The 20,072-nt window shown below is 62.8% G+C and carries 16 protein-coding genes; 8 read left to right on the forward strand and 8 right to left on the reverse strand.

The genetic code is table 11. The features are described 5' to 3' along the window. The first annotated feature begins 213 nt into the window (after positions 1-213). The 3 genes from A3AI_RS0119505 to A3AI_RS0119515 all read left to right on the forward strand — a co-directional run bounded on the left by A3AI_RS0119505 (position 214) and on the right by A3AI_RS0119515 (position 1,955). A complete protein-coding gene (locus A3AI_RS0119505; protein ID WP_024517181.1) occupies positions 214-510 on the forward strand; it encodes a hypothetical protein in 297 nt (98 codons plus the stop codon). A gap of 42 nt (positions 511-552) precedes the next feature. Then, the gene (locus tag A3AI_RS0119510; protein ID WP_024517182.1) at positions 553-786 is read left to right on the forward strand and encodes a hypothetical protein; all 234 of its coding nucleotides are present in this window, start codon (positions 553-555) and stop codon (positions 784-786) included. A gap of 62 nt (positions 787-848) precedes the next feature. Continuing rightward, on the forward strand, positions 849-1,955 hold the full coding sequence (locus A3AI_RS0119515) for a hypothetical protein (protein ID WP_024517183.1): 1,107 nt from the start codon (positions 849-851) through the stop codon (positions 1,953-1,955). A 109-nt stretch (positions 1,956-2,064) separates the two neighbouring features. Here A3AI_RS0119515 and A3AI_RS0119520 read toward each other — a convergent pair whose 3' ends face one another. From A3AI_RS0119520 to A3AI_RS0119555, 8 genes are all read right to left on the reverse strand, one after another. After that, positions 2,065-3,465: a BatD family protein gene (locus A3AI_RS0119520; protein ID WP_024517184.1), complete on the reverse strand. Its 1,401-nt coding sequence runs from the start codon at positions 3,463-3,465 to the stop codon at positions 2,065-2,067. Further along, entirely contained in the window at positions 3,462-4,988 is a 1,527-nt protein-coding gene (locus A3AI_RS0119525) for a vWA domain-containing protein (RefSeq protein ID WP_024517185.1), read from the reverse strand. The genes A3AI_RS0119520 and A3AI_RS0119525 overlap by 4 nt, the downstream gene beginning before the upstream one ends. Then, on the reverse strand, positions 4,981-5,979 hold the full coding sequence (locus A3AI_RS0119530) for a vWA domain-containing protein (protein ID WP_024517186.1): 999 nt from the start codon (positions 5,977-5,979) through the stop codon (positions 4,981-4,983). Before A3AI_RS0119530 ends, A3AI_RS0119525 begins: the two co-directional genes overlap by 8 nt. After that, positions 5,972-6,466 carry a DUF4381 domain-containing protein gene (locus tag A3AI_RS0119535; RefSeq protein WP_024517187.1) on the reverse strand — a complete coding sequence of 165 codons (495 nt, stop codon included), beginning with the start codon at positions 6,464-6,466 and terminating at the stop codon, positions 5,972-5,974. The genes A3AI_RS0119530 and A3AI_RS0119535 overlap by 8 nt, the downstream gene beginning before the upstream one ends. Next, the gene (locus A3AI_RS0119540) at positions 6,459-7,445 is read right to left on the reverse strand and encodes a DUF58 domain-containing protein (RefSeq protein ID WP_024517188.1); all 987 of its coding nucleotides are present in this window, start codon (positions 7,443-7,445) and stop codon (positions 6,459-6,461) included. Before A3AI_RS0119540 ends, A3AI_RS0119535 begins: the two co-directional genes overlap by 8 nt. 8 nt (positions 7,446-7,453) lie before the next feature. Beyond that, on the reverse strand, positions 7,454-8,488 hold the full coding sequence (locus A3AI_RS0119545) for an AAA family ATPase (protein WP_024517189.1): 1,035 nt from the start codon (positions 8,486-8,488) through the stop codon (positions 7,454-7,456). A gap of 103 nt (positions 8,489-8,591) precedes the next feature. Further along, entirely contained in the window at positions 8,592-10,247 is a 1,656-nt protein-coding gene (locus A3AI_RS0119550) for an arylsulfatase (protein WP_036048739.1), read from the reverse strand. A 197-nt stretch (positions 10,248-10,444) separates the two neighbouring features. Beyond that, a complete protein-coding gene (locus A3AI_RS0119555; RefSeq protein ID WP_051382447.1) occupies positions 10,445-11,359 on the reverse strand; it encodes a helix-turn-helix domain-containing protein in 915 nt (304 codons plus the stop codon). A 726-nt stretch (positions 11,360-12,085) separates the two neighbouring features. Between A3AI_RS0119555 and A3AI_RS43150 the strand changes: the two genes are divergently transcribed. The 5 genes from A3AI_RS43150 to A3AI_RS0119585 all read left to right on the forward strand — a co-directional run bounded on the left by A3AI_RS43150 (position 12,086) and on the right by A3AI_RS0119585 (position 20,033). Next, positions 12,086-13,945: an ATP-binding protein gene (locus tag A3AI_RS43150; protein ID WP_156927862.1), complete on the forward strand. Its 1,860-nt coding sequence runs from the start codon at positions 12,086-12,088 to the stop codon at positions 13,943-13,945. Between the two features lie 289 nt (positions 13,946-14,234). Further along, entirely contained in the window at positions 14,235-14,558 is a 324-nt protein-coding gene (locus tag A3AI_RS0119570; protein WP_024517193.1) for a hypothetical protein, read from the forward strand. Positions 14,559-14,796: 238 nt separating this feature from the next. Continuing rightward, positions 14,797-16,242, forward strand: coding sequence for a M81 family metallopeptidase (locus tag A3AI_RS0119575; protein WP_024517194.1), 1,446 nt, complete (start codon positions 14,797-14,799; stop codon positions 16,240-16,242). A 57-nt stretch (positions 16,243-16,299) separates the two neighbouring features. Further along, positions 16,300-17,970 carry a hydantoinase B/oxoprolinase family protein gene (locus A3AI_RS0119580; protein WP_024517195.1) on the forward strand — a complete coding sequence of 557 codons (1,671 nt, stop codon included), beginning with the start codon at positions 16,300-16,302 and terminating at the stop codon, positions 17,968-17,970. Positions 17,971-17,972: 2 nt separating this feature from the next. Continuing rightward, positions 17,973-20,033 (forward strand): hydantoinase/oxoprolinase family protein, encoded by a 2,061-nt coding sequence (locus tag A3AI_RS0119585; RefSeq protein WP_024517196.1) that lies wholly within the window; start codon positions 17,973-17,975, stop codon positions 20,031-20,033. Positions 20,034-20,072: the final 39 nt, after the last annotated feature.

Raw genomic sequence — 20,072 nt, forward strand, 5'->3', positions numbered from 1 at the left:
AACTGACCTGGCCAACGCGTTTCGCGTTGAGGGCTTCTGCGACGTGGCGGGTGTCGCCAAGTGACGAGCCCTCGAATTGTAATCCGAAAATTTCAGTGAATGTGGCGCACTTCATACGAGTGGCTTACAAGTCGCACTACCATTAATACGTTCGCGTCTCGGAGACCTATGGACCAGGCTCGAACAGATCGCGGTCTTAGTGGAGGCAGCATCATGGCAGCGCAATGGGGCAACAACAGCCTGGCAGCCGGCGCCTCCGCCGGATGGTTCTTCGCACGATCGCGGGAAGACGGATTCCTTCCTGTCCTGCAGGTCATGCCGATGTCGCCGTCCTTCACAGATAATCTGTGGTACGTGGCGGGCGATGGCTATCCGTACTGGAACGAGCTGGGCGTCAGCACGATCTGGAGCCAGTTGAGCAATGATTCCCAGACGCTAATCTATTTCATGGTCGTCGAGAACAAGAGCAACAACACGATCGAATACGCCTTCCTGGAGAGCGACCTGTAGGCGCGCCCACATTTGGCGTCCCGACAACGATGGGAGAGGACGATGAAAGCGACGGTCCTGCACGACGCGCACGGCAACATCCTGTCGGTCGCCAAGATCGGCGACCTCAAAGCCGCAGGCAGCAAGTTCGTGCAAGTGGGTATGGTGCCCGGCAAGGGCCAGCACGTGGCCGAGATCCATCTGGATCAGGAGCACGCGAACCGTCCGCTGCATGAGCTGCACGCCGGCTATCGGATCGATGCAGCGGCGGGAAAGCTCGTCAAGAAGCATTCCTGACCGTCGCCGCCGCGCAGTCCCGGACGAACCCGGGGCGCGGCCGTTCGGCAAGGGAGAGAGACATGGCAATGCAGTGGGGCAGTAACAGCCTGGCGCCGGGCGCCTCGGCCGGCTGGTTCTTCGTCCGCGGCAACACGCCGTGGTTCCAACCAGTGCTGCGGGTCATGCCGGTGACGCCGTCGTTCACCGACAATCTATGGTGGGTGGAATCGGATGGCTATCCGCACTGGAACCAGCTCGGCGTCAGCACGATGTGGAGTCAGCTCAGCGACGATCTGGCGAACGTCGTCTATTTCCTGGTGGTGGAGAACCGCAGCAACAGCGTCGTCGAATACGCCTTTCTGGAAGCCGACCTGACCGGTCCCGCCGCGATGGCGGCGCCGGCGGGCGGGCTGGTGAGCAACTCCAACTACTTCCTGGAGAACGGCGGCAACCCCCTGACCGGCGTCGTCGCCACGATCAACTTTTCGGTTGATTTCGCGAGTTCTGCGAACGGCTACAGCTTCCAGCTCAATGCCTATGCCGCGCCGGGCACCGCGAACACAGCGGAGGTCCAGCAGTTCGTCGTGTATGCGAGCCCGTCGAGCTCGCAGCTCTTCGCGCGCATCGACACCTGGGACAGCGCGTTAAACGAGCTGAACCGCATCGACACCAGTCTCGCGACCTTGCCGAGTGCGACCATCCCGGCCGGATACGCGATCAGCATGGCCTTGACCTACACCAGCGATGGCACCGGCACGGTGACGGGCGCGAACTACAAGGTAATGGACAACGACGGCAACACTGTCGGCACCGCGTCCATCGCTATCGTCGGGCAGACGCTGCGGACAACCGGCAAGCCGGCGACAGCCGCCAACCTCGCGCCGATCAACTGCTTCCAGTACAATATCGGCGGCGATTACGGCGGCTCGCGCGCCACGCTGACCAGCGCGGCGGGCACAGTCGTATATCAGGCGGATCAGGCGCTCGGCGTCGTGAATGCCGAGCCAGCCTATGCGGGTCTTGACGCCGGGACCGTGGAGAACGCCAACCTGATCTTTGGGCCGATGGCGAACGTGGCCGAGCAGGCGGTGTCGCAGTCCTTCGTTGCGACCAAGGCGGACGACATCTCGGGCAAATATGCCGGGCGACCCCGGAAGCACCGGCTCGTGCTGCCGCCGCCCGACTAAAGCATGATCCGGAAAAGAGCTTGCGGCGGCGATTGGGGCCAGAGCCTGCGAAGGCTGCCTGATCGAGATTTGCGGCAAGGCCGCGCTCGTCTGGGAGTAGGGCAGTGCCTCATCGGGCGGGCTTTCGACCGCGATAGGTGGGCGCGGCCTCTCCGCCAATCGGATTCAGCTCTCTGGGCAAGGGGGGACGTCCGCCGCGCGCCGTTCGCCGCCGCAGACCGCGCCGGGCGGCGCTGATCCGGCGCAGCAACAGGCGCCGCGAGCAGCCGTCACCGATGTGCTGCGGGGCAAACAGTTCGTCTTCGATCGCGCCAAGCTGACGATCGAGCGCCGGATCGCGCGCAGCCGCCTTGAGCGCGTCGACGCTGTGATACGGTGCGACCGGCTCAAAGCGCTGCAACCACTCGAGCAGCAAGAAATACGTGGTCCTTGCATCGCGATGGTGGACGGCCCGACGTAACAGGCCGAAGGCGTAGGCCTCGGATTGAAGATAGGTCTCGCGACGTTGTCGGAGCAGGATCGCGATCCTCTTCCACACACGCGGAGCGAACCACGCCATCACAGCGACGATAGCCACCGCAGGGATGACCAGACGCCAGTGATCCGCAACGAAATCGATCAGAGCCTCCCAGGTCATGTGTGTGCCGGTCTCGCCGGCCGCTGCGGCTCCGGTCGCGGTCGGATCGGCGGCAACATGCAGCGTCACCGCATCGAGATGCGCGAGGTCGACCTTTTTCTCCTGGACATTCCACCAGCGAACATCGATGGCCGGCAGCGCGTAGTCGCCGGGCTTCTCCAGCATGTAAGTGGCAGAATCGACCCGCGTCGATGACGTCTCGTCGGTCCGGCTGTCGGCTTGGTCATCGAGCGCAGGTTGCGCCGGATAGAGCGCGAGCCCCTCGACCGCGGCAAATTGCTGCGGCGGCAACAGCATTGCCGGTGTGCCCGCGGCCTTGACCGTCACGATCCGGGTGACCGAGTCGCCAACCTTGAGCTGGTCCGATGAGTTCCGCACAGTCTGTTCGATCGTCAGTCGGTTTGCAGCCAGGAACGGACGCAGGGCGGAGGCTGCGTTCGGAATGAAGGCCTCGAGCGAGATGCGTGGCAGCGCGATGGCCACCTCGCGTGTCGCCGGCGGTTCGGCCGCATATCTGACCGTGACCGTCTGGTCGGCGACGGAATAGGAACCCGGCTCCAACGGATAGATCGCAAACTCGAACCGGACACCCGCGTAAGTGATGCCGTCGTGCTGTTCATTGATATTGACGCTCTGGAGTTGACGGGTGGTTGCATTCCGGAGTTGGAAACCCGGAAGCTCAGGTGGCGCCGTCATGTAGTTTGGCGCCAGCACGTCAATCCGCAGCCTTGTTTGCTGGCCAACCACGACGCGCGACGGATCGATGGTGACACGTACAGCCGGCTTGGCGGCGTCATCCTGCTGAGCGCGCGCGTCGTGCAGCGGCAGCGATGGCGCCAGCAACAGGACGATGGCGATCGCCCAGTTTCTCATTTCGGCGCTCCCGTTCCGGCCGGAGCTGTTGCCTGGATTGCGAATTTCAGCTTGAGAAACTGGGCGGGCGTCGTTTGCACTTCGCGCATCCACGCTTCGGCGGCTCCGGCGGTGGTGAGGTCCTCCGGCGTGACCTGAATTCGTTTGCCGCCTTTCTGATCCGGGTCGACACGGGTCTCATCGGCCTTTTCATCAGGCGGGGCCGGGTCTGCCTGCTCCTGCTTCCGACGTTTATCTTCCTGCGCCTTCAGCGCGGCCTCCACGATCGCGCGGTTGGTTTTCGCGGCGAAGTGACCCGGCTGCGCCTTGAGCACCTCGTCATAGGCCTTGATGGCCTTCTCATAGGCGTGGTTCTGCGCCTGCGCATTGCCGAGCGCAAAGCGGCCCTCCGTTGTCTCGACGCGGGAAAATTCCTGGGCCGCGGTCAGGAAGTCGTAGACACGGTACGCGGCCAGACCTCGCCACATCGGGTCGGCGAAGAGTTTTGCAGCCCCTGCATAATCCCCGCGATCGAAGGCGATCCGCCCCTGCTGGTCCGGTGTCAGCCACCAATCCGCAAAACGCGACGACTCCTGCGCATGCGCCGGCCACGCGTGGAACGCGATCACCAGCGCAACGGCCCAGGCCACCGTTGTGCCGCGACGGAACCAGAGCAGGCTGAGCAGCGCCACCGGCAGCAGCAGCCAATAACCGTCGTCGCGCCACTGCACGCCGAAGGCGCTGCTCTGTGCGGCCTGGAATCTGGTCTCGATCCGGCGCTCGAGCGCACGGATGTCCGCGCTATCGACACTGACCGGCACGACGTCCGAACCGAGCGACGCGGTTGCGCCAGATCGCGGGCCGAGGCTGAGCATCACCAGATTATTGTGCCCAGTGGCCCGACCGATCGCCGTGGCGTCGGCGCCGCCCAGATCATCGGCGACCAGCAAAATGGTACCGGCAACCGGTTCGCTCGCGAGTGACCGTGCCGCGAGGTCGATTGCTCCTGCCGCATTCTTGCCTGGCACAGGCATCAGGTCAGGCGCAAGCGCCGCGAGGAACGGTTCGATAACGGTCCGATCGTCGGTCAGCGGCATCACCAGATGCGCCGTGCCCGCATAGGCGATCAGCCCGGTTCGGGCACCAGCGCGCGCCGTCAGGAGATCCCTGATCTTCTGCTTGCCGCGCTCAAGGCGCGACGGAGCGATGTCGGTCTGGCCCATCGACGGATCGAGTTCCAGCGCAATCATCAGCGGTGCCTTGTCCTCGACGAAGGGTGGCAATTCGCGCCGCCAAGTTGGTCCCGACAAGCCGATAATGCCAAGCACCATCGCGGTGGCCACGAGATAGAGCGGGTTGATGCGGCGCCCCCGCCCAGGCTGAACGATCAGGTGGTTCAGAAGATGCGGCGCGATCACGCCGCCCCATTGCGCCTGCGGGCTCTGTCGCCAGCGCACCAGCGCGCACACGGCGCCGACCGGAATCAGTGCCAACAGCCAGAGCGGGCGCAGCAGATGGAAGGAGGTGGCTACCGCTTCATGCATGGCTCAAGGTCTTCCTGCGCCCCCATTCGCTGCTCGCGAGCATCGCAAGCCACAGCAACAGCGAAAGGATCACGGCGGCGCCCAGCGGCCACTGAAACAGAGGCAGCTTCGGACGCCACGACAGCGTCTCCAGTTTGGCCGGCGCAAGCCGGTCGATGTCGGCATAGATCGCCTGCAGTTGCGCGCCATCCTCGGCCCGGAAGAATTGACCGTGCGTCGTGCTCGCAACGGCCTGCAGAACGCCGAGATCGACGCGGTTCTCGCCGGTCGCCTTGGGGTCGCCGACACCGATGGTGTAGATGGTCACGTCATTTTGGCGAGCGATGTCGGCAGCGTGCTCGGGCGGCACGCGGCTTGCCGTGTCATTCCCGTCGGTCAAGAGGATCAGCAGCTTCTGCTTCGCGGTGCTGGTCGCAAATGTCTTGATCGCAAGCCCGATCGTATCGCCGATCGCGGTCTGCTGCCCGGCCATTCCAACTTGCGTCTGTTCGAGTAGCTGCTCTGCCGTTTCCAGGTCTTGTGTGAAGGGCACCTGCACATAGGCCCTGGTGCCGAACGGGATCAGTGCGACACGATCACCGTGCCGGCGCGAAATGAAATCCTTGACGACGCGCTTGACCCCGTCGAGCCGCGTCAACATCTGCCCATCGGGCGCGCGGAAGTCGCGCTGGTCCATCGATCCCGATATGTCGACAGCAAGAACCAGGTCGCGCGCTGAGACCTCGTGCGTCACGGGGTCGCCGACCCATTGTGGTTTTGCCAGCGCCGCGACCAGGAGGATCCAGACCAACGCTGCGACGATCATCTGGACGAAGCGCCGCTGCAGCACCACGGCGCCCTGCTGCGGCGTTTGCCCGGTTGCCGACGCGAGCCTTTCGAAAAACGGGACCTGCACCGAGGCGAGCCGCGAGCGATACGGCGGCAGCAACCACCATGCCAGGATCGGCAGCGGCAACAGGACAAGCAGCCAGGGCCAGGCGAACTCAAACATGGTGCTCCCTGATCCAACGGCGGATGAGCGCCACGAGCGACTGAAGGGCGACATCGTCGGGCGGATTGCGTTGATAGGCGCCGCTCGCCAACAGCCGGCCGACACCCTGAGAGAACTCGATCCCGCCGTAGCTGCGATCGAGAAACGCGAGCCACGCTGGCCCCACCAGCGAAGCGACCTCTTCCCGAGGGAAGGCCGCAAGCGCCGTGCGCCTCACCAGCACGGTCAGCCGCGCCAGAAATTCCGGCCGGGGCCCGGCATCGGCCGCGCGTCCGATCTGGTCCAATTCCGCCAGCGCTGCTCGACGATATCTATTGATGTGACGCTGACGCATGAGACGCCAGAGCGCCGCGATTACACCCACAAGCAGAACCAAAATCGCAATCCGCGACGCCCAGGTCTGCGGCAGCAGACTCACAGGCTGCGGCAGTGGAATGTCGATCAAGCCGGCGACAGGATCAGCCTGCAGCGGGTGGACATCAGCCAAGTGTTGCCTCCGTCTGGCTGTGGCCGCCGCCATGTCCATGGCGCGCCGGCAATGTGCCAAGCAGGCGGCGAAGCTGTTCGACGACGTCTTCCGCGGCACTGAGCGGGAGCACGGGAACGCCGATCTCGCGTGTCCACGCGAAGACGCCGTGCAGGCGTTCCTTGGTGGCCTGCAATATGTTCCTCCGCACGCTGTCGCGCCCAACATCGAGCCGTATCTGCAGCTCGCCGTCCGTCACCGTCATGCTTGCCGACGGCGGCAGGTCGCTCTGCAGCGGATCATGGACGAGCAGCGCAACGACGTCGTTATGCCGGGTGAGCGCGCCGACCATCTTACGCGTGGTCTCATCAGCGCCGTCGAAATCGCTGATGATGATCACGGCAGCGTCGTGCAATGCTCTGCGTTGGGCGTGCCCAAGCGCGGAATTGAGCATGGGCGGCGCGGAAACCAGTCCGCGGCCGACGCCTAGTTCGTGATTCTGCATGACGATCGTGGAGAGGATCTGCAACACCGTCGCCCGGCTGCGCCGAGCGCGTATCTCGACGAGGTCGCGGTCGTCGAACACGATGGCACCGACGCGGTCGCCCACCCCGAGCACCCGCCACGCCCCGATCGCGGCCGCTTGTGCCGCCGCGACCGATTTCATCGCGAGCCGGCTGCCGAAGAACATCGACATGCGCTGGTCGACCAACAGCACGGTTTGCCGGTCCCGCTCCTCGCTGAAGACGCGCAAATACGGTTTCCGCAACCGGGCCGTCACCTTCCAGTCGATCGCGCGAACATCATCGCCCGCACGATAACGTCTGATCTCCTCGAAGCTCAGCCCGCGGCCGCGCATGCGGGATGCGAGGCGCCCGGAGAGCAGGCTGTGCACCGGCTGGCGAGGCAGGAACGATACCCTCCGGCCCCCGTGTTCAAACGCGATCAGCTCATCGAGATCGACATAGACGCCAGGCACTTTTTGGTTGACGCCTGTCATTCACCGCCTCACGCCGGCACGACCAGTGCCGCAATCTTGTCAATGACCTGGTCGGCAGTCACGCCTTGCGATACCGCCTCATAGCTCAGGATCAGTCGATGCCGCAGGCAGTCATGCATGACTGCACGCACGTGATCGGGGGTCACGAAGTCGTATCGATCGAGCCAGGCGCGTGTCCGCGCGCAACGATCGAGCGCGAGGCTGCCGCGCGGACTGGCGCCGATTTGGATCAAATTTTTCAAGGAGTCGCCGTAGCGGTCCGGGAACCTGGTCGCGTGAATCAGATCGACCATGTATTTCTGCGCGAGATCCGAGACAAAGATGCCGTCGATCTCGCCGCGCGCATCGAAGATGGCCTGCTGGGGCACAGGCGGCTGCTCGGCGTTGCCTTCTTTTGGCTTTTGAGCATTTTCTGCGCGGTTGAGCCTGATGATCTCGCCTTCCGTTGCCTCGTCCGGATAAGTGATGACGATCTGCATCAGGAAGCGGTCGAGCTGTGCCTCGGGCAGCGGATAGGTACCTTCCTGTTCGATCGGGTTCTGGGTAGCGAGCACCATGAACAGATCGGGCATCTTGTAGGTCTTTCCAGCGACCGTGACCTGGCGTTCCTCCATCGCTTCGAGCAGAGCCGATTGCACCTTGGCCGGCGCGCGGTTGATCTCGTCCGCAAGCACCAGGTTGGCGAAAATCGGTCCCTTCTGAAACTGGAACTCGCCGCCCTTGTCGGTCTGCAGGTAGATTTCGGCGCCGGTGACGTCGGACGGCAGCAGATCCGGCGTGAATTGCACGCGCGACAGGTCGGCGGCCAGATGCTTCGCGAGCGTCTTGACCGCGCGGGTCTTGGCCAATCCCGGCAGGCTTTCGATCAAGAGATTCCCGTTCGCCAGCAAGCCGATCAGTATGCTCTCGACCAGACGGTCCTGGCCGAGGACCGACTTTCCGATACGGGTCTTGAGCTCGATCAAGGCATCGCGCGCTGGCGAACTCTTTACATTCTGGGAGGCCGGGACAGCCAACAACTCGCTTGACGCATGCTCGGTCATCGAATTTCCACTCATTTAACGAGACGCCGGCAACCCAGCAGCGTCTCCCTCGCCAGCGGCGCGTGCCGCTTGGGCCGTGGTTCGCGGCCCGCAGGGCATCCGGCTACTTGCTTCCCGCCTTCTCGTTGGCCTTGATCTTTGCTTCGATGTTGCGCTCGATCTGGTCGATCGAGAAGCTCGCCTGCTCCTGGCTGGGCGGATACTCAACGAATGTCTGCAGGAAGACCGCCGCGTGACTCGTGAGCTGGGCTATCTTGTAGTCATTCCTGGCCAGCCAGTCGAAGTATTGATCCGAAACGATATCCGCCTGCTCATAGGGATCCATCCGCAGGTGGTAAAGCTTGGGGACCCTCAGGGGAGTGAAAGGCTCCTGCCAGACGGCGAAGCCACCGGGATACTTCATTTCAGCGAAGACCACTTTCCAATCGCCAAGGCGGTACGAGACCAGGACGCCGTCATCATTGAAATAGGCGAATTCCTCGCGGGCGCTCTTTGGCTGCTGGCCCGTCAGATAAGGCAGTTGGTTGTAGCCATCGAGATGCACTTTGAAAGTCTTGCTGCCAACAGGCGTACCTTTGAGCAATCGGTCCTTGATATCGGCGTCGCCTGCCGCGGCCAATAGCGTAGGGAACCAGTCGAGACCTGAGAACATCTCGTTCGATATCTCGCCCGGCTTGATGCGACCGGGCCAACGGATCATCGCGGGGACCCGGAATGCGCCCTCGAAATTCGAGTCCTTCTCGTTGCGGAATGGCGATGTCGCCGCATCCGGCCAGGTCCAGCGATTGGGCCCGTTATCGGTCGTGTAGATCACGATGGTATTGTCGGTAATACCGAGATCGTCCAGCGCCTTCAAAATTCTTCCGACATCGCCGTCATGCTCGATCATGCCGTCGGCATAGAAGTTACCAGGCATGCCACTCTGGCCGATCATGGACGGCCGCACATGCGTAAACAGATGCATGCGCGTGAAGTTCATCCAGCAAAAGAACGGCCGATTTGCCCGGGTCTGGCGCTCGATGAAGTCGATACAGGCAGCCGTCGTCTCATCGTCAATCGTTTCCATCCGCTTTTTGGTCAAAGGACCGGTGTCTTCGACCTTGCCGTCGGCAGAGGATTTCAGCACGCCCCGCGGATTTTGCTTGAACAACGGGTCGCCCTTCGGAAAGGTCGGGTTTTCCGGTTCCTCCTCGGCGTTGAGGTGATAGAGATTACCGAAGAACTCGTCGAAGCCGTGATTGGTCGGCAGATATTCGTCGCGATCGCCGAGGTGGTTCTTGCCGAATTGGCCGGTCGCGTAGCCGAGCGGTTTGAGCGCCTGGGCGATGGTAATGTCGCGGTCCTGCAAGCCGACAGTTGCACCGGGCAAGCCAACCTTCGACAGGCCGGTACGCTTGCATGATTGGCCGGTGATGAAGGTCGAGCGTCCGGCCGTGCAACTGTTCTCCGCGTAGTAATCGGTGAACATCACGCCTTCTTTTGCGATGCGATCGATGTTCGGCGTCTTGTAGCCGACCAAGCCGAACGAATAGCAGCTAAGATTGGTCTGGCCGATGTCGTCACCGAAAATGACGAGGATATTCGGCTTGCGGCCCGCCGCTGCGGCGGTCGGCGATGGTGCTGCCTTCTGCGCCTGTGCAAGAGCTTCAGCCGTCAACGTCGCCGTCGCAACCAGCGTAGATGTGCCAAGAAGGAGTTTTCGGCGGTCGATCGGTTGTCCCGCGCCAGTCTGGCTATTGCCTCTGACATCATCAGTCATTCGAGACTACTCCCATTTGTACAGAAAGACGTCTTCTTTGATCGAACGACTTGATCGGGAATAAAGCCGCACGATGCAGCAATCTCAAGTCTAGATGCAGTTGGCGTCTGCGAATAGGCGTTTTGTGCCAGCGCTCGATGGAGACAGACGTCGCTTCAGACAGCTAAACGATATCGAATACCGCAGCGCGTCACGAGCTATCGGTGCAGGGTTTCGTGCGGATATTCACCGAAGAGCAGGCGGTACTGGCGTGCAAATCGACTAAGTTCAATGAAGCCGAATTCTGTAGCGATTTGGGTCACCCTGGTTGTTTGCGGATCGAGCCGTCGCAGTTCGGAGTGAACGGAACACAGCCGCTTGTGTCGCAGGAACGCGCTGGGTCCGATTCCAACCACGTCCTCGAAGCAGCGATGAAGGGTGCGCCGGGAAACGTTGACAAAGCTGCACAGCTCCGAGATGTGGATGGGTCGATCTCGCCTTGCATCCACGTAAGCTTCGATTTCTTTTACAATTTTGATAGGTGATGAAGCAGTCGAGGCCTCGTTGTGACCGGTAATCGTAGCGAGCGGCGCAGCAAAACCCTCGACGATAGCGCGCCTCAAGTAATTGGTGGCGCGGTCCGAAAGTGGCTGTTGCTTCGCCAATAGTGCAAAGACGGCTCGCAAGCGCGGCTCTATCGCTAAGGCAGCACGGGGATTCAGAGATCGGCAGCGCTGTCGACGCGACCAATAACCGGGGTCCGAAAGGACGGACTCGCCTGCAAAAAGCATCGTCAACTCAATCGAGTCGATGGTCATCGCCGCGAACGATGCCGGTCCGCCATATACGTTGTGATGGTCGAATTTGGGTGGAACGAGAAAAATGTCGCCAGGAAGGGCTGCGCTGCCCGAAATATCCCTGACGGAGGTGCATTGGAGAAGTATGCCCAGGGTCAACCTGGTCTGGCTGAAAATTCCGGACGCCCGGATCGGGAGAGAGAAAGCCCCCTTGCTAAAGGCCAAGTCACCGATGGTCGCTCGGGTCAATCGACCTTTCATGCGACCTCTTCCGATTTGTACGATCTCGGCGTCAGCCCCATCCACCGGTCGCTTCAGTACGTCGATGCTGTCCACGACTTTTGATTCATAAGTCGATGGCCGCTCGCTTACCCAAGCTTTTCCCACTCGGATTGCCTTCCGGGCGCAATGATGCAATCCCGTTCCGACGCCTTTGCTCAACAATCGTAAGCTCACGTCGTCTTTCATCTATTTGACAGCTAGTTGACAGTCCTGCCCCTCGCGCCGAAAGATTACGCGGGCTCTCTTGCCCTATTTTTTTTCCGCGCGATCCATCCCGCCGAGCTTCCCGCATGGCGGTTCTAATCGAATTTTTAGCGGTAACTATAACGTAGCCCGGCCACGGTGATATGCATTTTGCGCCAATGTAAGGACGCCATCTCGAAGTGATCAAGATGGCCAACGGCCTGGCACGCTCTCGCAGGGGCAGGCGGTCGCTTGCACAGATTTTCGGCAGGCACCGGCCCAAGCGGGCCCGGACATGCGCGGACAACTCAGCGCTCCGATCTCCTGTTACCGCTGTAAGCTACCGCTGTAGCCAACTTCTACCGCGCGAAAACAAATGTGAAATGTCAAGCTTTCATCGTCGTCCGCGTACCAGGGATGCGAACAAGACGCTTGTCTCGCCACCTTGGTCTTTCTTGGTCAATCTGGAGCTGCAGCATGTCAGTCGCCGCGGACACCGGCTACGCGTTTCGGGAGTCTTACGCACGTCCTTTGCTATCGTCGAGCTTTCTTCCTCGGAAACAGAGCTGATTATGGAAGGCGGGATTCATACGCTGATTGACTTCGTGGAATTTCCTGAAATCAGGGCGGATCACCGGCTTATCGCCTGTGCACGCCGATTCCAAGGGGCGTGTCACGATTTTCGATCTCGCCAGGATGTGGGCTTTTGAGGGGATGCCGCCGCTACTCGATATTGTGCTTATCGCCGTCAGCACGTCGCTGGTGCTGTTCCTCGCATGGCGCGGCGTTCCCCGGTTCCCGGTCGACCGGGCGAAGGAGTTGCGTCTTGGCGACCATGTACGCCCCGTGAAAATGCCAGAATTGCAATCGGAAATTGCCGGGGGCGACGACGCATTCAATTCGATGGCCGAGGCGCTCCGGCAACGCGAGCGCGAGCTTTACCAGGCAAAGGAGAGAGCCGAGGACGCGGCGGCCCGTATCACGGCGATCTTCGAGGGCATGATCGACTGCGTGGTTACCATCGACCGCAATTGGCGCATAACGTATATCAACGGGAGGACGAGGCGGCAGCTCGCCGAACGACTTGACGTCGTGGGCACCGAATTCTGGGACACGTTCAAAGATGTGGTCGTCCCAGACGCTGCCAATTTGGTTCGCAAGGCGATGTCGACTCAGCGCCAGTACTGCCTCGACACATATTGTCCCGGCTGGGGCAAATGGTACGAAATCAACGCGTTCCCGTCTGGTGAGGGTCTGGCCGTCCTGTTTCGTGACGTCAGCGAACATAGGCAAGCCGTGGAGGCACGCCGCCGGATGGAAGAGCAGCTTGATCAGGTCCGGAAGATGGAGGCCGCCGGCCAGCTCACGGGAGGTGTCGCCCACGATTTCAACAATCTGCTGATGATCATCGCCGGGAACCTTGAAGTGATCGAGGAGCAAGCGGCCGACCATGAGAGCGTACGGCGGCTTGCGGCGACTTCCCGGAAGGCTGCCGACCGGGGGGTGGCCGTGATCGGCCAGCTCCTAGCCTTTTCGCGTCGCCAGGAGCTCAATCCTCGGCCCGTGCAGGTAGGCCATCTCATTGGAGACTTCGAGAAGTTGATCCGGCGAGCGCTTGGAGAGAAGTGCGAGCTGAGGATATCAGCCGATGAGCAACTATGGTCCTGTGATGTGAGCCCCGCCCAGCTTCAGACGGCGCTCCTCAATCTGACCTTGAATGGTCGCGACGCCATGCCGGGTGGCGGTGTCCTCGAGATTGCGGCGCGAAATGACAGCTTGGTGGAACACGCTGTCGGTGTCGAGCCCGGAGCGTATGTGAAGATTTCCGTGACGGATACAGGGTGCGGCATGACGCCCGAGGTTATCGATCGGGCCTTTGATCCGTTCTTCACGACCAAGGATGTAGGCAAGGGCACCGGGCTCGGCCTTAGCGTGGTCTATGGATTTGTCCGGCGGTCGCGCGGTCATGTCACGATCCAAAGCACGCCCGGCAGCGGCACCACGATCAGCCTCTATCTGCCCAGATCATCCCAACGGCTCGATGCGAATGAGCCCGTCGTTCGGGTGCAAAAGGCTTCCGAACATTCCAGTCGGGTTCGGGTTCTCCTGGTCGATGATGACGATGACGTCACGGAGGTCACGTCGGCGATGTTGAGCAAGCTTGGCTATCGAGTGGTTTGCGCCCGCAGCGGCGTAGAGGCCATCCGCATCCTCAAATCGGACAAGGAATTCGATCTCCTGCTAACGGATGTGTTCATGCCACAGGGCGTGAACGGTATCGAGCTTGCCCGCGAAGCCAGGAAGATTTGCGGAGGCATCAAGGTGCTGCTCGCTTCCGGCAACGCGACGGATGTGCTCGCAAGGTACAGGATAGGCGACGAGTTTCCAATTATCGGCAAGCCTTTCGCTCGATCGGAGCTGGCGCAGCACCTGCAATCGGTCATGCGCGCCGCATGATGCCGGGCGCGGCCAGAATGCGGATCGTCTGCGTCTGGAGCATCTCGACGATTGTATCGCGTAGCTGCGGGCAAGCGATCGCGATGATCGAAGAGATCGGTGATGTGTTGCCGGTCTAAGTTATTGATATTTGTGAGAATTCAGCTCGAGATCGCGGGCCCGATGGAAAGCTCTCGTCCCCGCTGAGCCGCGCACGCGCGAACGCTGGATATCCGCGCTTGCCAAATTGATTGCAGCGGAGAGCCAGTGTATCAAACGCTCGCATAATTGATTTCGGGACATGAGAGAAATGGCCGAAGCAGACTTGGACGTTGTCATTCGGTCCATGGCGAAGAAGCAGGTCAAGGCGCTGGCCGAGGCCGCCAGGAGGCGGCAGGGCCGGCTGATGGGGATGGCCGGCAAGGCCAAGGACAAGGCGAGCAGGGACCGTTACCGGCAGCTCGCCAAGACGACGCGAGAGCTTGCGGCCGCGGCCGCGAGACGGCTCGAGATCACCGCGGAAAACACCGCCGAAAGCTACGCCCGCTCGATCAAGAAGGCGGCCGAGGAATTGGCGGCAGCAAAGCCGAAGGAAGCACCGGCCGCCAAGGCGAAGCCGGCCAAGAAGAAATAAGAAATAAGAGGAAATAAGGACCGAGCGAAGCGGCTTGGGATGCCCGCCATGCGGCCAGATCGACCTGCGGCTCGCCGTCGATCCCTTCGAGTTGTGCGCCGGTCCGGCATCGGCCGGGTGGCATGGCAGGCTTGACGCGTGAGACCTTGTTTCGCAGCATTCCCAATGCGCAGTTACGGCCGCGATGGCTCGCTTGCCGCGACGCGTCGCTGACGGGCTAGCGTGGGGAAAGTCAGGAATGCGTGTATTTACGGCCTCACTTGCCACCGAAACCAACACGTTCGGTCCAATTCCGACCGGGGCCGATGCGTTCAAGGCCCGTGGCTACTTTCCGGCCGGGACACATCCCGAAGCGCTGTCGTTCTTCGCCGCGCCGCTATGGGTGGCGCGCCAGGTTTGCGCAGCCGAAGGATGGACCCTGATCGAGGGCCTCGTCGCGGGCGCCCAGCCCGGCGGAGTGACGACTCGTGCCGTCTATGAGAGCCTGCGCGACGAGTTGCTCGCCGATCTCAGGCGCGCGCTTCCGGTCAAGATGGTGCTGCTTGGCCTGCACGGCGCGATGGTCGCGGACGGCTATGACGATTGTGAAGGCGATCTGTTGCGCCGGGTTCGCGAGATCGTCGGCCCCGGCGTCGTGATTGGCGCCGAGCTCGACCCGCACAATCATCTGACCGCCGAGATGACAGGCAATGCCGACCTGCTGGTCGCGTTCAAGGAATATCCGCACACCGACATCGTCGAGCGCGCGCGTGAGCTCGTGGCGCTGTCGAGCGCCGCCGCGCGGGGCGAGGTGCGTCCGGTGCACGCGGTGGTCGATTGCGAGATGATCGTCACCATTCACACCACGAACGAGCCGGGACGCAGCCTGGTCGACCGCATTCGCGCGCTGGAGGGACGTGACGGCGTGTTGTCGATTTCGCTGACGCACGGTTTTGCACTCGGCGACGTTCCGGGCATGGGCACCAAGGTGCTGGTCTATACCGACGGCAATCAGGCCAAGGCCGACGCGCTGGCGCAGAGCCTTGCCGATGAGCTGATCTCCTTGCGCGAACAACTGGCCGTGCCCTTTCTCGGCATCGAAGCAGCGCTCGACCAGGCGGTGGCAGCGCCGGCAAAACCGGTCGTGCTTGCCGACAGGGCCGACAATCCGGGCAGCGGCTCTCCGGGCGACTCGACCTTCATTCTGCGGCGCATGCGCGAGCGCGGCATCCGCAACGCCGCCATCGGCCCGATGTGGGATCTTCTTGCGGTCCGCATCGCCTTCGAGGCCGGCGTCGGCGCGCACCTTCCGCTGCGCATCGGTGGCAAGGTCGGCCCCGCATCCGGTGACCCGCTTGATCTGATGTGCGAGGTCAAGGCCCTGGTCCCGAACATGATGATGACGGGGCTTTCCGGCGCGCCCACGCCGGTCGGGGACGCGGCGCTGGTTGTGGCCGACGGCATCGAGATCGTGCTGATCACGCGGCGTAATCAGGCCATGGGTACCGATGTCTTCACAAATCTCGGCTGTGACCTCGCGTCGAAGGACATCATTGTCGTCAAGTCCGCGCAGCATTTCCAGGCGGCTTTCGCGCCCTTTGCCAAATCCGTCCTGCATGTCGAGGCACCCGGAGCGGCGACGCCCGATCTTGCCAGCCTGCCGTATCGCAAGATCAAGCGTCCCAAATGGCCGCTCGATCGGTGATCTGCGATGCGTGCCCGATTGGACAGGATATGGAAAGGCAAAGGAATCCAAGTCTAGATGACAGGCACCGTTGATCCCGTCACCCGCTCGGTGGTTCAGCACCGGCTGAGCGGCATCGTCGCCGAGATGGGCGAGGCCATGCTTCGCACCTCCTATTCCCAGATCCTCAATTCCAGCCGTGATTTTTCGCTCGCGATCTGCGACGCGCAGAGCCGGCTGATCGCGCAGGCCGACCACATCCCAGTCCATGTCGGCGCGCTGCCCTGGGCGGCACGTGCGGTCGAGGCGCGGTTCTTGGACGTTGCGCCCGGCGATGTCATCCTGATGAACGATCCCTATCACGGCGGCAGCCATTTGCCTGATGTCACCGTGTTCGTGCCGGTGTTCGCCGATGGCCGGCGCCTGTTCTGGACCGTCGTGCGGGCGCATCAGAGCGATATCGGCGGCGCCACCCATGGCGCCTACAATCCTGAAGCCACCGAGATCTGGCAGGAGGGATTGCGCATTCCGCCGATCAAGCTCTACGAGGCGGGCCGGCTGCGCGACGACATTCTCGACATGCTCGCGCTCAATACGCGCAACGCCCATGATTTCCGCGGCGATCTCTTTGCCATGATCGGAGCGGCGCATCTCGGCGAGCGGCGGCTGCAGAAGCTGTTCGCCGAGCTCACCGCGCCGGTGGTGGAGGCCGCGATCGAGGGCGTGCTGGATGCGGCGGAGGCCCAGGCCCGTTCTGTCATTGCGACCTGGAAGGACGGCGTTTTCCAAGGCGAGGCGTTTCTCGATGACGATGGGCGTGGCCACAATGACATCCGCATCGCGGCCAAGGTGACCAAGCGCGGCAGCGATATCGAGGTCGATCTCACCGCCTCCGATCCGCAGGTCCAGAGCTTCGTCAATTCCTCGCATGCCAACATGCATGCGGCGGTGGCGATGGCGTTGTTCTACCTGATCGATCCTGACACGCCGAAAAATTCCGGCGCGCTGCGGCCGCTGAAGGTCAAGGCGAAGGAAGGCACCATCGTCTGGGCCGAGCCGGGCCATCCGGTGACGCTCTGCACCAGTCACCCCTCGAACGAGATTGTGGAAGCGATCATCAAGGCGCTCGCGGGCTCCTGCCCTGACAGGGTGATGGCGGGTTGGGGCCGCCGCTTCCGCATTGCCATCAAGGGGGAAAATCCCCGCACCGGGCGCGGCTTCATCTGGCATCTGTTTCATGCCCGTCCTGGCGGCGGCGCCTCTGCCGGTGGTGACGGCTGGTCCTCGATCGGCGAATGGCACTCGGTCGGCGGGTTGAAGTTCGGCAGCATCGAGGTCGCGGAAGCGCGCTTTCCGCTGCTTTTCCGCCATCACGAATTCTTGCCCGACTCGGGCGGTGACGGCCAGTTCCGAGGCGGGCTTGGCGTCGCGCTCGATCTCATCGTGGAAACCGAGAAAGTCGCGCTCGGCAACACCGCGGGCGAGGGAACGCGGCACGGCTCGGCCGGATTGCTCGGCGGCGAGGATTCCAGACCGCATCACTATCGGCTGCTCTCGAAGGACCGACCGCCGCGCGAGCTGCGCACCAAGGAGGTCGGTATCGCAATTCATCCCGGCGATTGCCTGGAGATCCGTTCTGCCGGCGGTGGCGGCTGGGGACCTCCGGGGAAGCGCACGGCTGAAGCACGCGAGCGCGACCGCGCGGCCGGTCTTGTTACTGATGACGCGGCGAAGGCACTGAAAGCTTGAGCATGTTCACCATTGGAGTAGACGTCGGCGGCACCTTCACCGATCTCGTGGCCATCGATGCTGCGGGGCGTACGGTGTTCGCGAAATCGCCATCCAAGCCGGCCGACCAATCGATCGGCGTCATGGCGGGATTGGAGGAGCTGGCGCGTCGGCTGAGCCTGCCGGTTGCGGAGATGCTGGCGCAGACGCAGCGCTTCGTCCATGGCACGACGGTCGCGACCAATGCATTGCTCGAGCGCAAGGGCGCGCGCGTCGCGCTGCTCACCACCGAGGGCCACCGCGACATCATCGAGATGCGCGAGGGGCTGAAGCCCAATCGCTACGATCTCCGTTCCTCGCCGCCTGAACCGCTGGTGCCGCGCGAATTGCGTTTCGGCGTGCGCGAGCGGCTGCGGCCTTCTGGCGAGGTAATGACACCGCTTGATGAGGCCTCGCTCGGCGAAGCCATCGCCGCAATCAAGCGGTCCGGGGTCACATCGGTCGCGATCTGCTTCCTGCATGCCTACCGCAATCCCGCACATGAAATCGAAGCGGCCGAGCGCGTGAGGCGCGAGCTACCTGATGTCAGCGTGTCCTGTTCCAGCGACGTGCTGCCGCAGATCAAGGAATATGAGCGCGTCTCAACCACGGTCGTGAACGCCTATGTCGGCCCCGTGGTTCGCCGTTATCTCGAGCGGCTGGAGCGGCGCCTGGTCGAGGCGGGCCTCAAGGGCAGTCTCTTTATCATTCTCTCCCATGGCGGCATGGCGCCCGTCGGGGAAGCCGCGCGGCTGGCAGCGGCAACTGTCTTGTCGGGGCCCGCGGGCGGCATTTCCGGCTGCAGGCGTTGCGCCGACATGCTGGAGCTCAAGGATCTCGTCGCCTTCGACATGGGAGGCACCTCGACCGATATTTCGCTCGTGGCCGACGGCCGCGTGACGCTGTCGGCCGATGGCGGCCTGGCCGGCGAGCGCATCGCCCTGCGCAGCCTCGACATCGCCTCGATCGCCGCCGGTGGCGGCTCGATCGCCTCGGTCGATCGCGGCGGCATTTTCCGGGTCGGCCCCGAAAGCGCTGGGGCCATGCCGGGGCCGGCGGCCTACGGCCAAGGCGGTCTCGCGGCGACAGTGACCGATGCCAACGTCGTCCTCGGTTATCTCGATGCGAAGGCATTCATGGGCGGTGCGCGGCCGCTCGATGTGGCGGCTGCTGAAGCTGCGATCGACCATCTCGCGGCCGCTTTGAACATCACCAGCGTCGAGGCGGCCGCCGGCATCTTCCGTCTGGTCAATCTGAAGATGGCCGACGGTATACGCCTGATGACGGTTCGCCGTGGCGTCGATCCGCGCCGCTTTGCACTTCTCAGCTTCGGCGGCGCCGCGGGCCTGCATGCCGTGGAACTCGCGCGGCAGCTGGACATCTCTCGCATCATCGTGCCGACCACCGCATCGGTGCTGTCGGCCTGGGGCATGCTGACCAGTGATCTCCGTTATGAGCTGAGCCGCACCCATTTCGAGAGCGGTGCGCGCTCGACGGCGGACGAGGTGCGCTCGATCTTTGCCGATCTCGAAACGCGCGCGACAAAGCGCCTGCGCGGCTGGTTCGACGGGTCCGTTACGGTCGAGCGCTCCGCTGAAATGCGCTATGGCGAGCAGATCTTCGAGATCGACGTGCCGCTCGACGGCATCGATCTCAATTCACCCCGTTTGATCGAACAGATCGAGGCGCGCTTCCACCGCCGCCATGAAGAGCTCTACACCTATGCTTCCCCCGAGCAGGAGGTCGTGTTCGTCAACGCGCGCGTCGCCGCCATTGGCGCGGTTTCCGTGCCTGAACAGCACGCCCGCGCGGCGACGCCGGCCTCGCGTGCCGCTCCGCGCGGGCGCCGGCAAGCCTGGTTCGGCGCCTGGCGCGACGTCGATGTCTATGCCCTCGACGATCTCAAGCCGGGGCAGACGCTCGCAGGCCCTGCTATCATCGAGGCGGAGACCACGACGGTGATGATCAACGAGGGAGATCGGCTGTCGGTCAACCCGCTGGGCTGGCTGGATATCCGGGTTGCGGGCTCCCGGACCGACGTATAACCAGGCGGAATAGCCAATTCTTGCGGCTCAGTTAGCACG

The sequence above is a fragment of the Bradyrhizobium sp. Tv2a-2 genome (genome assembly GCF_000472425.1).
Classification (GTDB): Bacteria; Pseudomonadota; Alphaproteobacteria; order Rhizobiales; family Xanthobacteraceae; genus Bradyrhizobium.

Coding starts and splice junctions, on each gene's coding strand:
- A3AI_RS0119570 (WP_024517193.1), top strand. CDS start 14,235: ATGGCCGAAGCAGACTTGGACGTTGTCATTCGGTCCATGGCGAAGAAG.
- A3AI_RS0119525 (WP_024517185.1), bottom strand. CDS start 4,988: ATGCATGAAGCGGTAGCCACCTCCTTCCATCTGCTGCGCCCGCTCTGG.
- A3AI_RS0119550 (WP_036048739.1), bottom strand. CDS start 10,247: ATGACTGATGATGTCAGAGGCAATAGCCAGACTGGCGCGGGACAACCG.
- A3AI_RS0119505 (WP_024517181.1), top strand. CDS start 214: ATGGCAGCGCAATGGGGCAACAACAGCCTGGCAGCCGGCGCCTCCGCC.
- A3AI_RS0119515 (WP_024517183.1), top strand. CDS start 849: ATGGCAATGCAGTGGGGCAGTAACAGCCTGGCGCCGGGCGCCTCGGCC.
- A3AI_RS0119575 (WP_024517194.1), top strand. CDS start 14,797: ATGCGTGTATTTACGGCCTCACTTGCCACCGAAACCAACACGTTCGGT.
- A3AI_RS0119585 (WP_024517196.1), top strand. CDS start 17,973: ATGTTCACCATTGGAGTAGACGTCGGCGGCACCTTCACCGATCTCGTG.
- A3AI_RS0119520 (WP_024517184.1), bottom strand. CDS start 3,465: ATGAGAAACTGGGCGATCGCCATCGTCCTGTTGCTGGCGCCATCGCTG.
- A3AI_RS0119510 (WP_024517182.1), top strand. CDS start 553: ATGAAAGCGACGGTCCTGCACGACGCGCACGGCAACATCCTGTCGGTC.
- A3AI_RS0119530 (WP_024517186.1), bottom strand. CDS start 5,979: ATGTTTGAGTTCGCCTGGCCCTGGCTGCTTGTCCTGTTGCCGCTGCCG.
- A3AI_RS0119580 (WP_024517195.1), top strand. CDS start 16,300: ATGACAGGCACCGTTGATCCCGTCACCCGCTCGGTGGTTCAGCACCGG.
- A3AI_RS0119540 (WP_024517188.1), bottom strand. CDS start 7,445: ATGACAGGCGTCAACCAAAAAGTGCCTGGCGTCTATGTCGATCTCGAT.
- A3AI_RS0119545 (WP_024517189.1), bottom strand. CDS start 8,488: ATGACCGAGCATGCGTCAAGCGAGTTGTTGGCTGTCCCGGCCTCCCAG.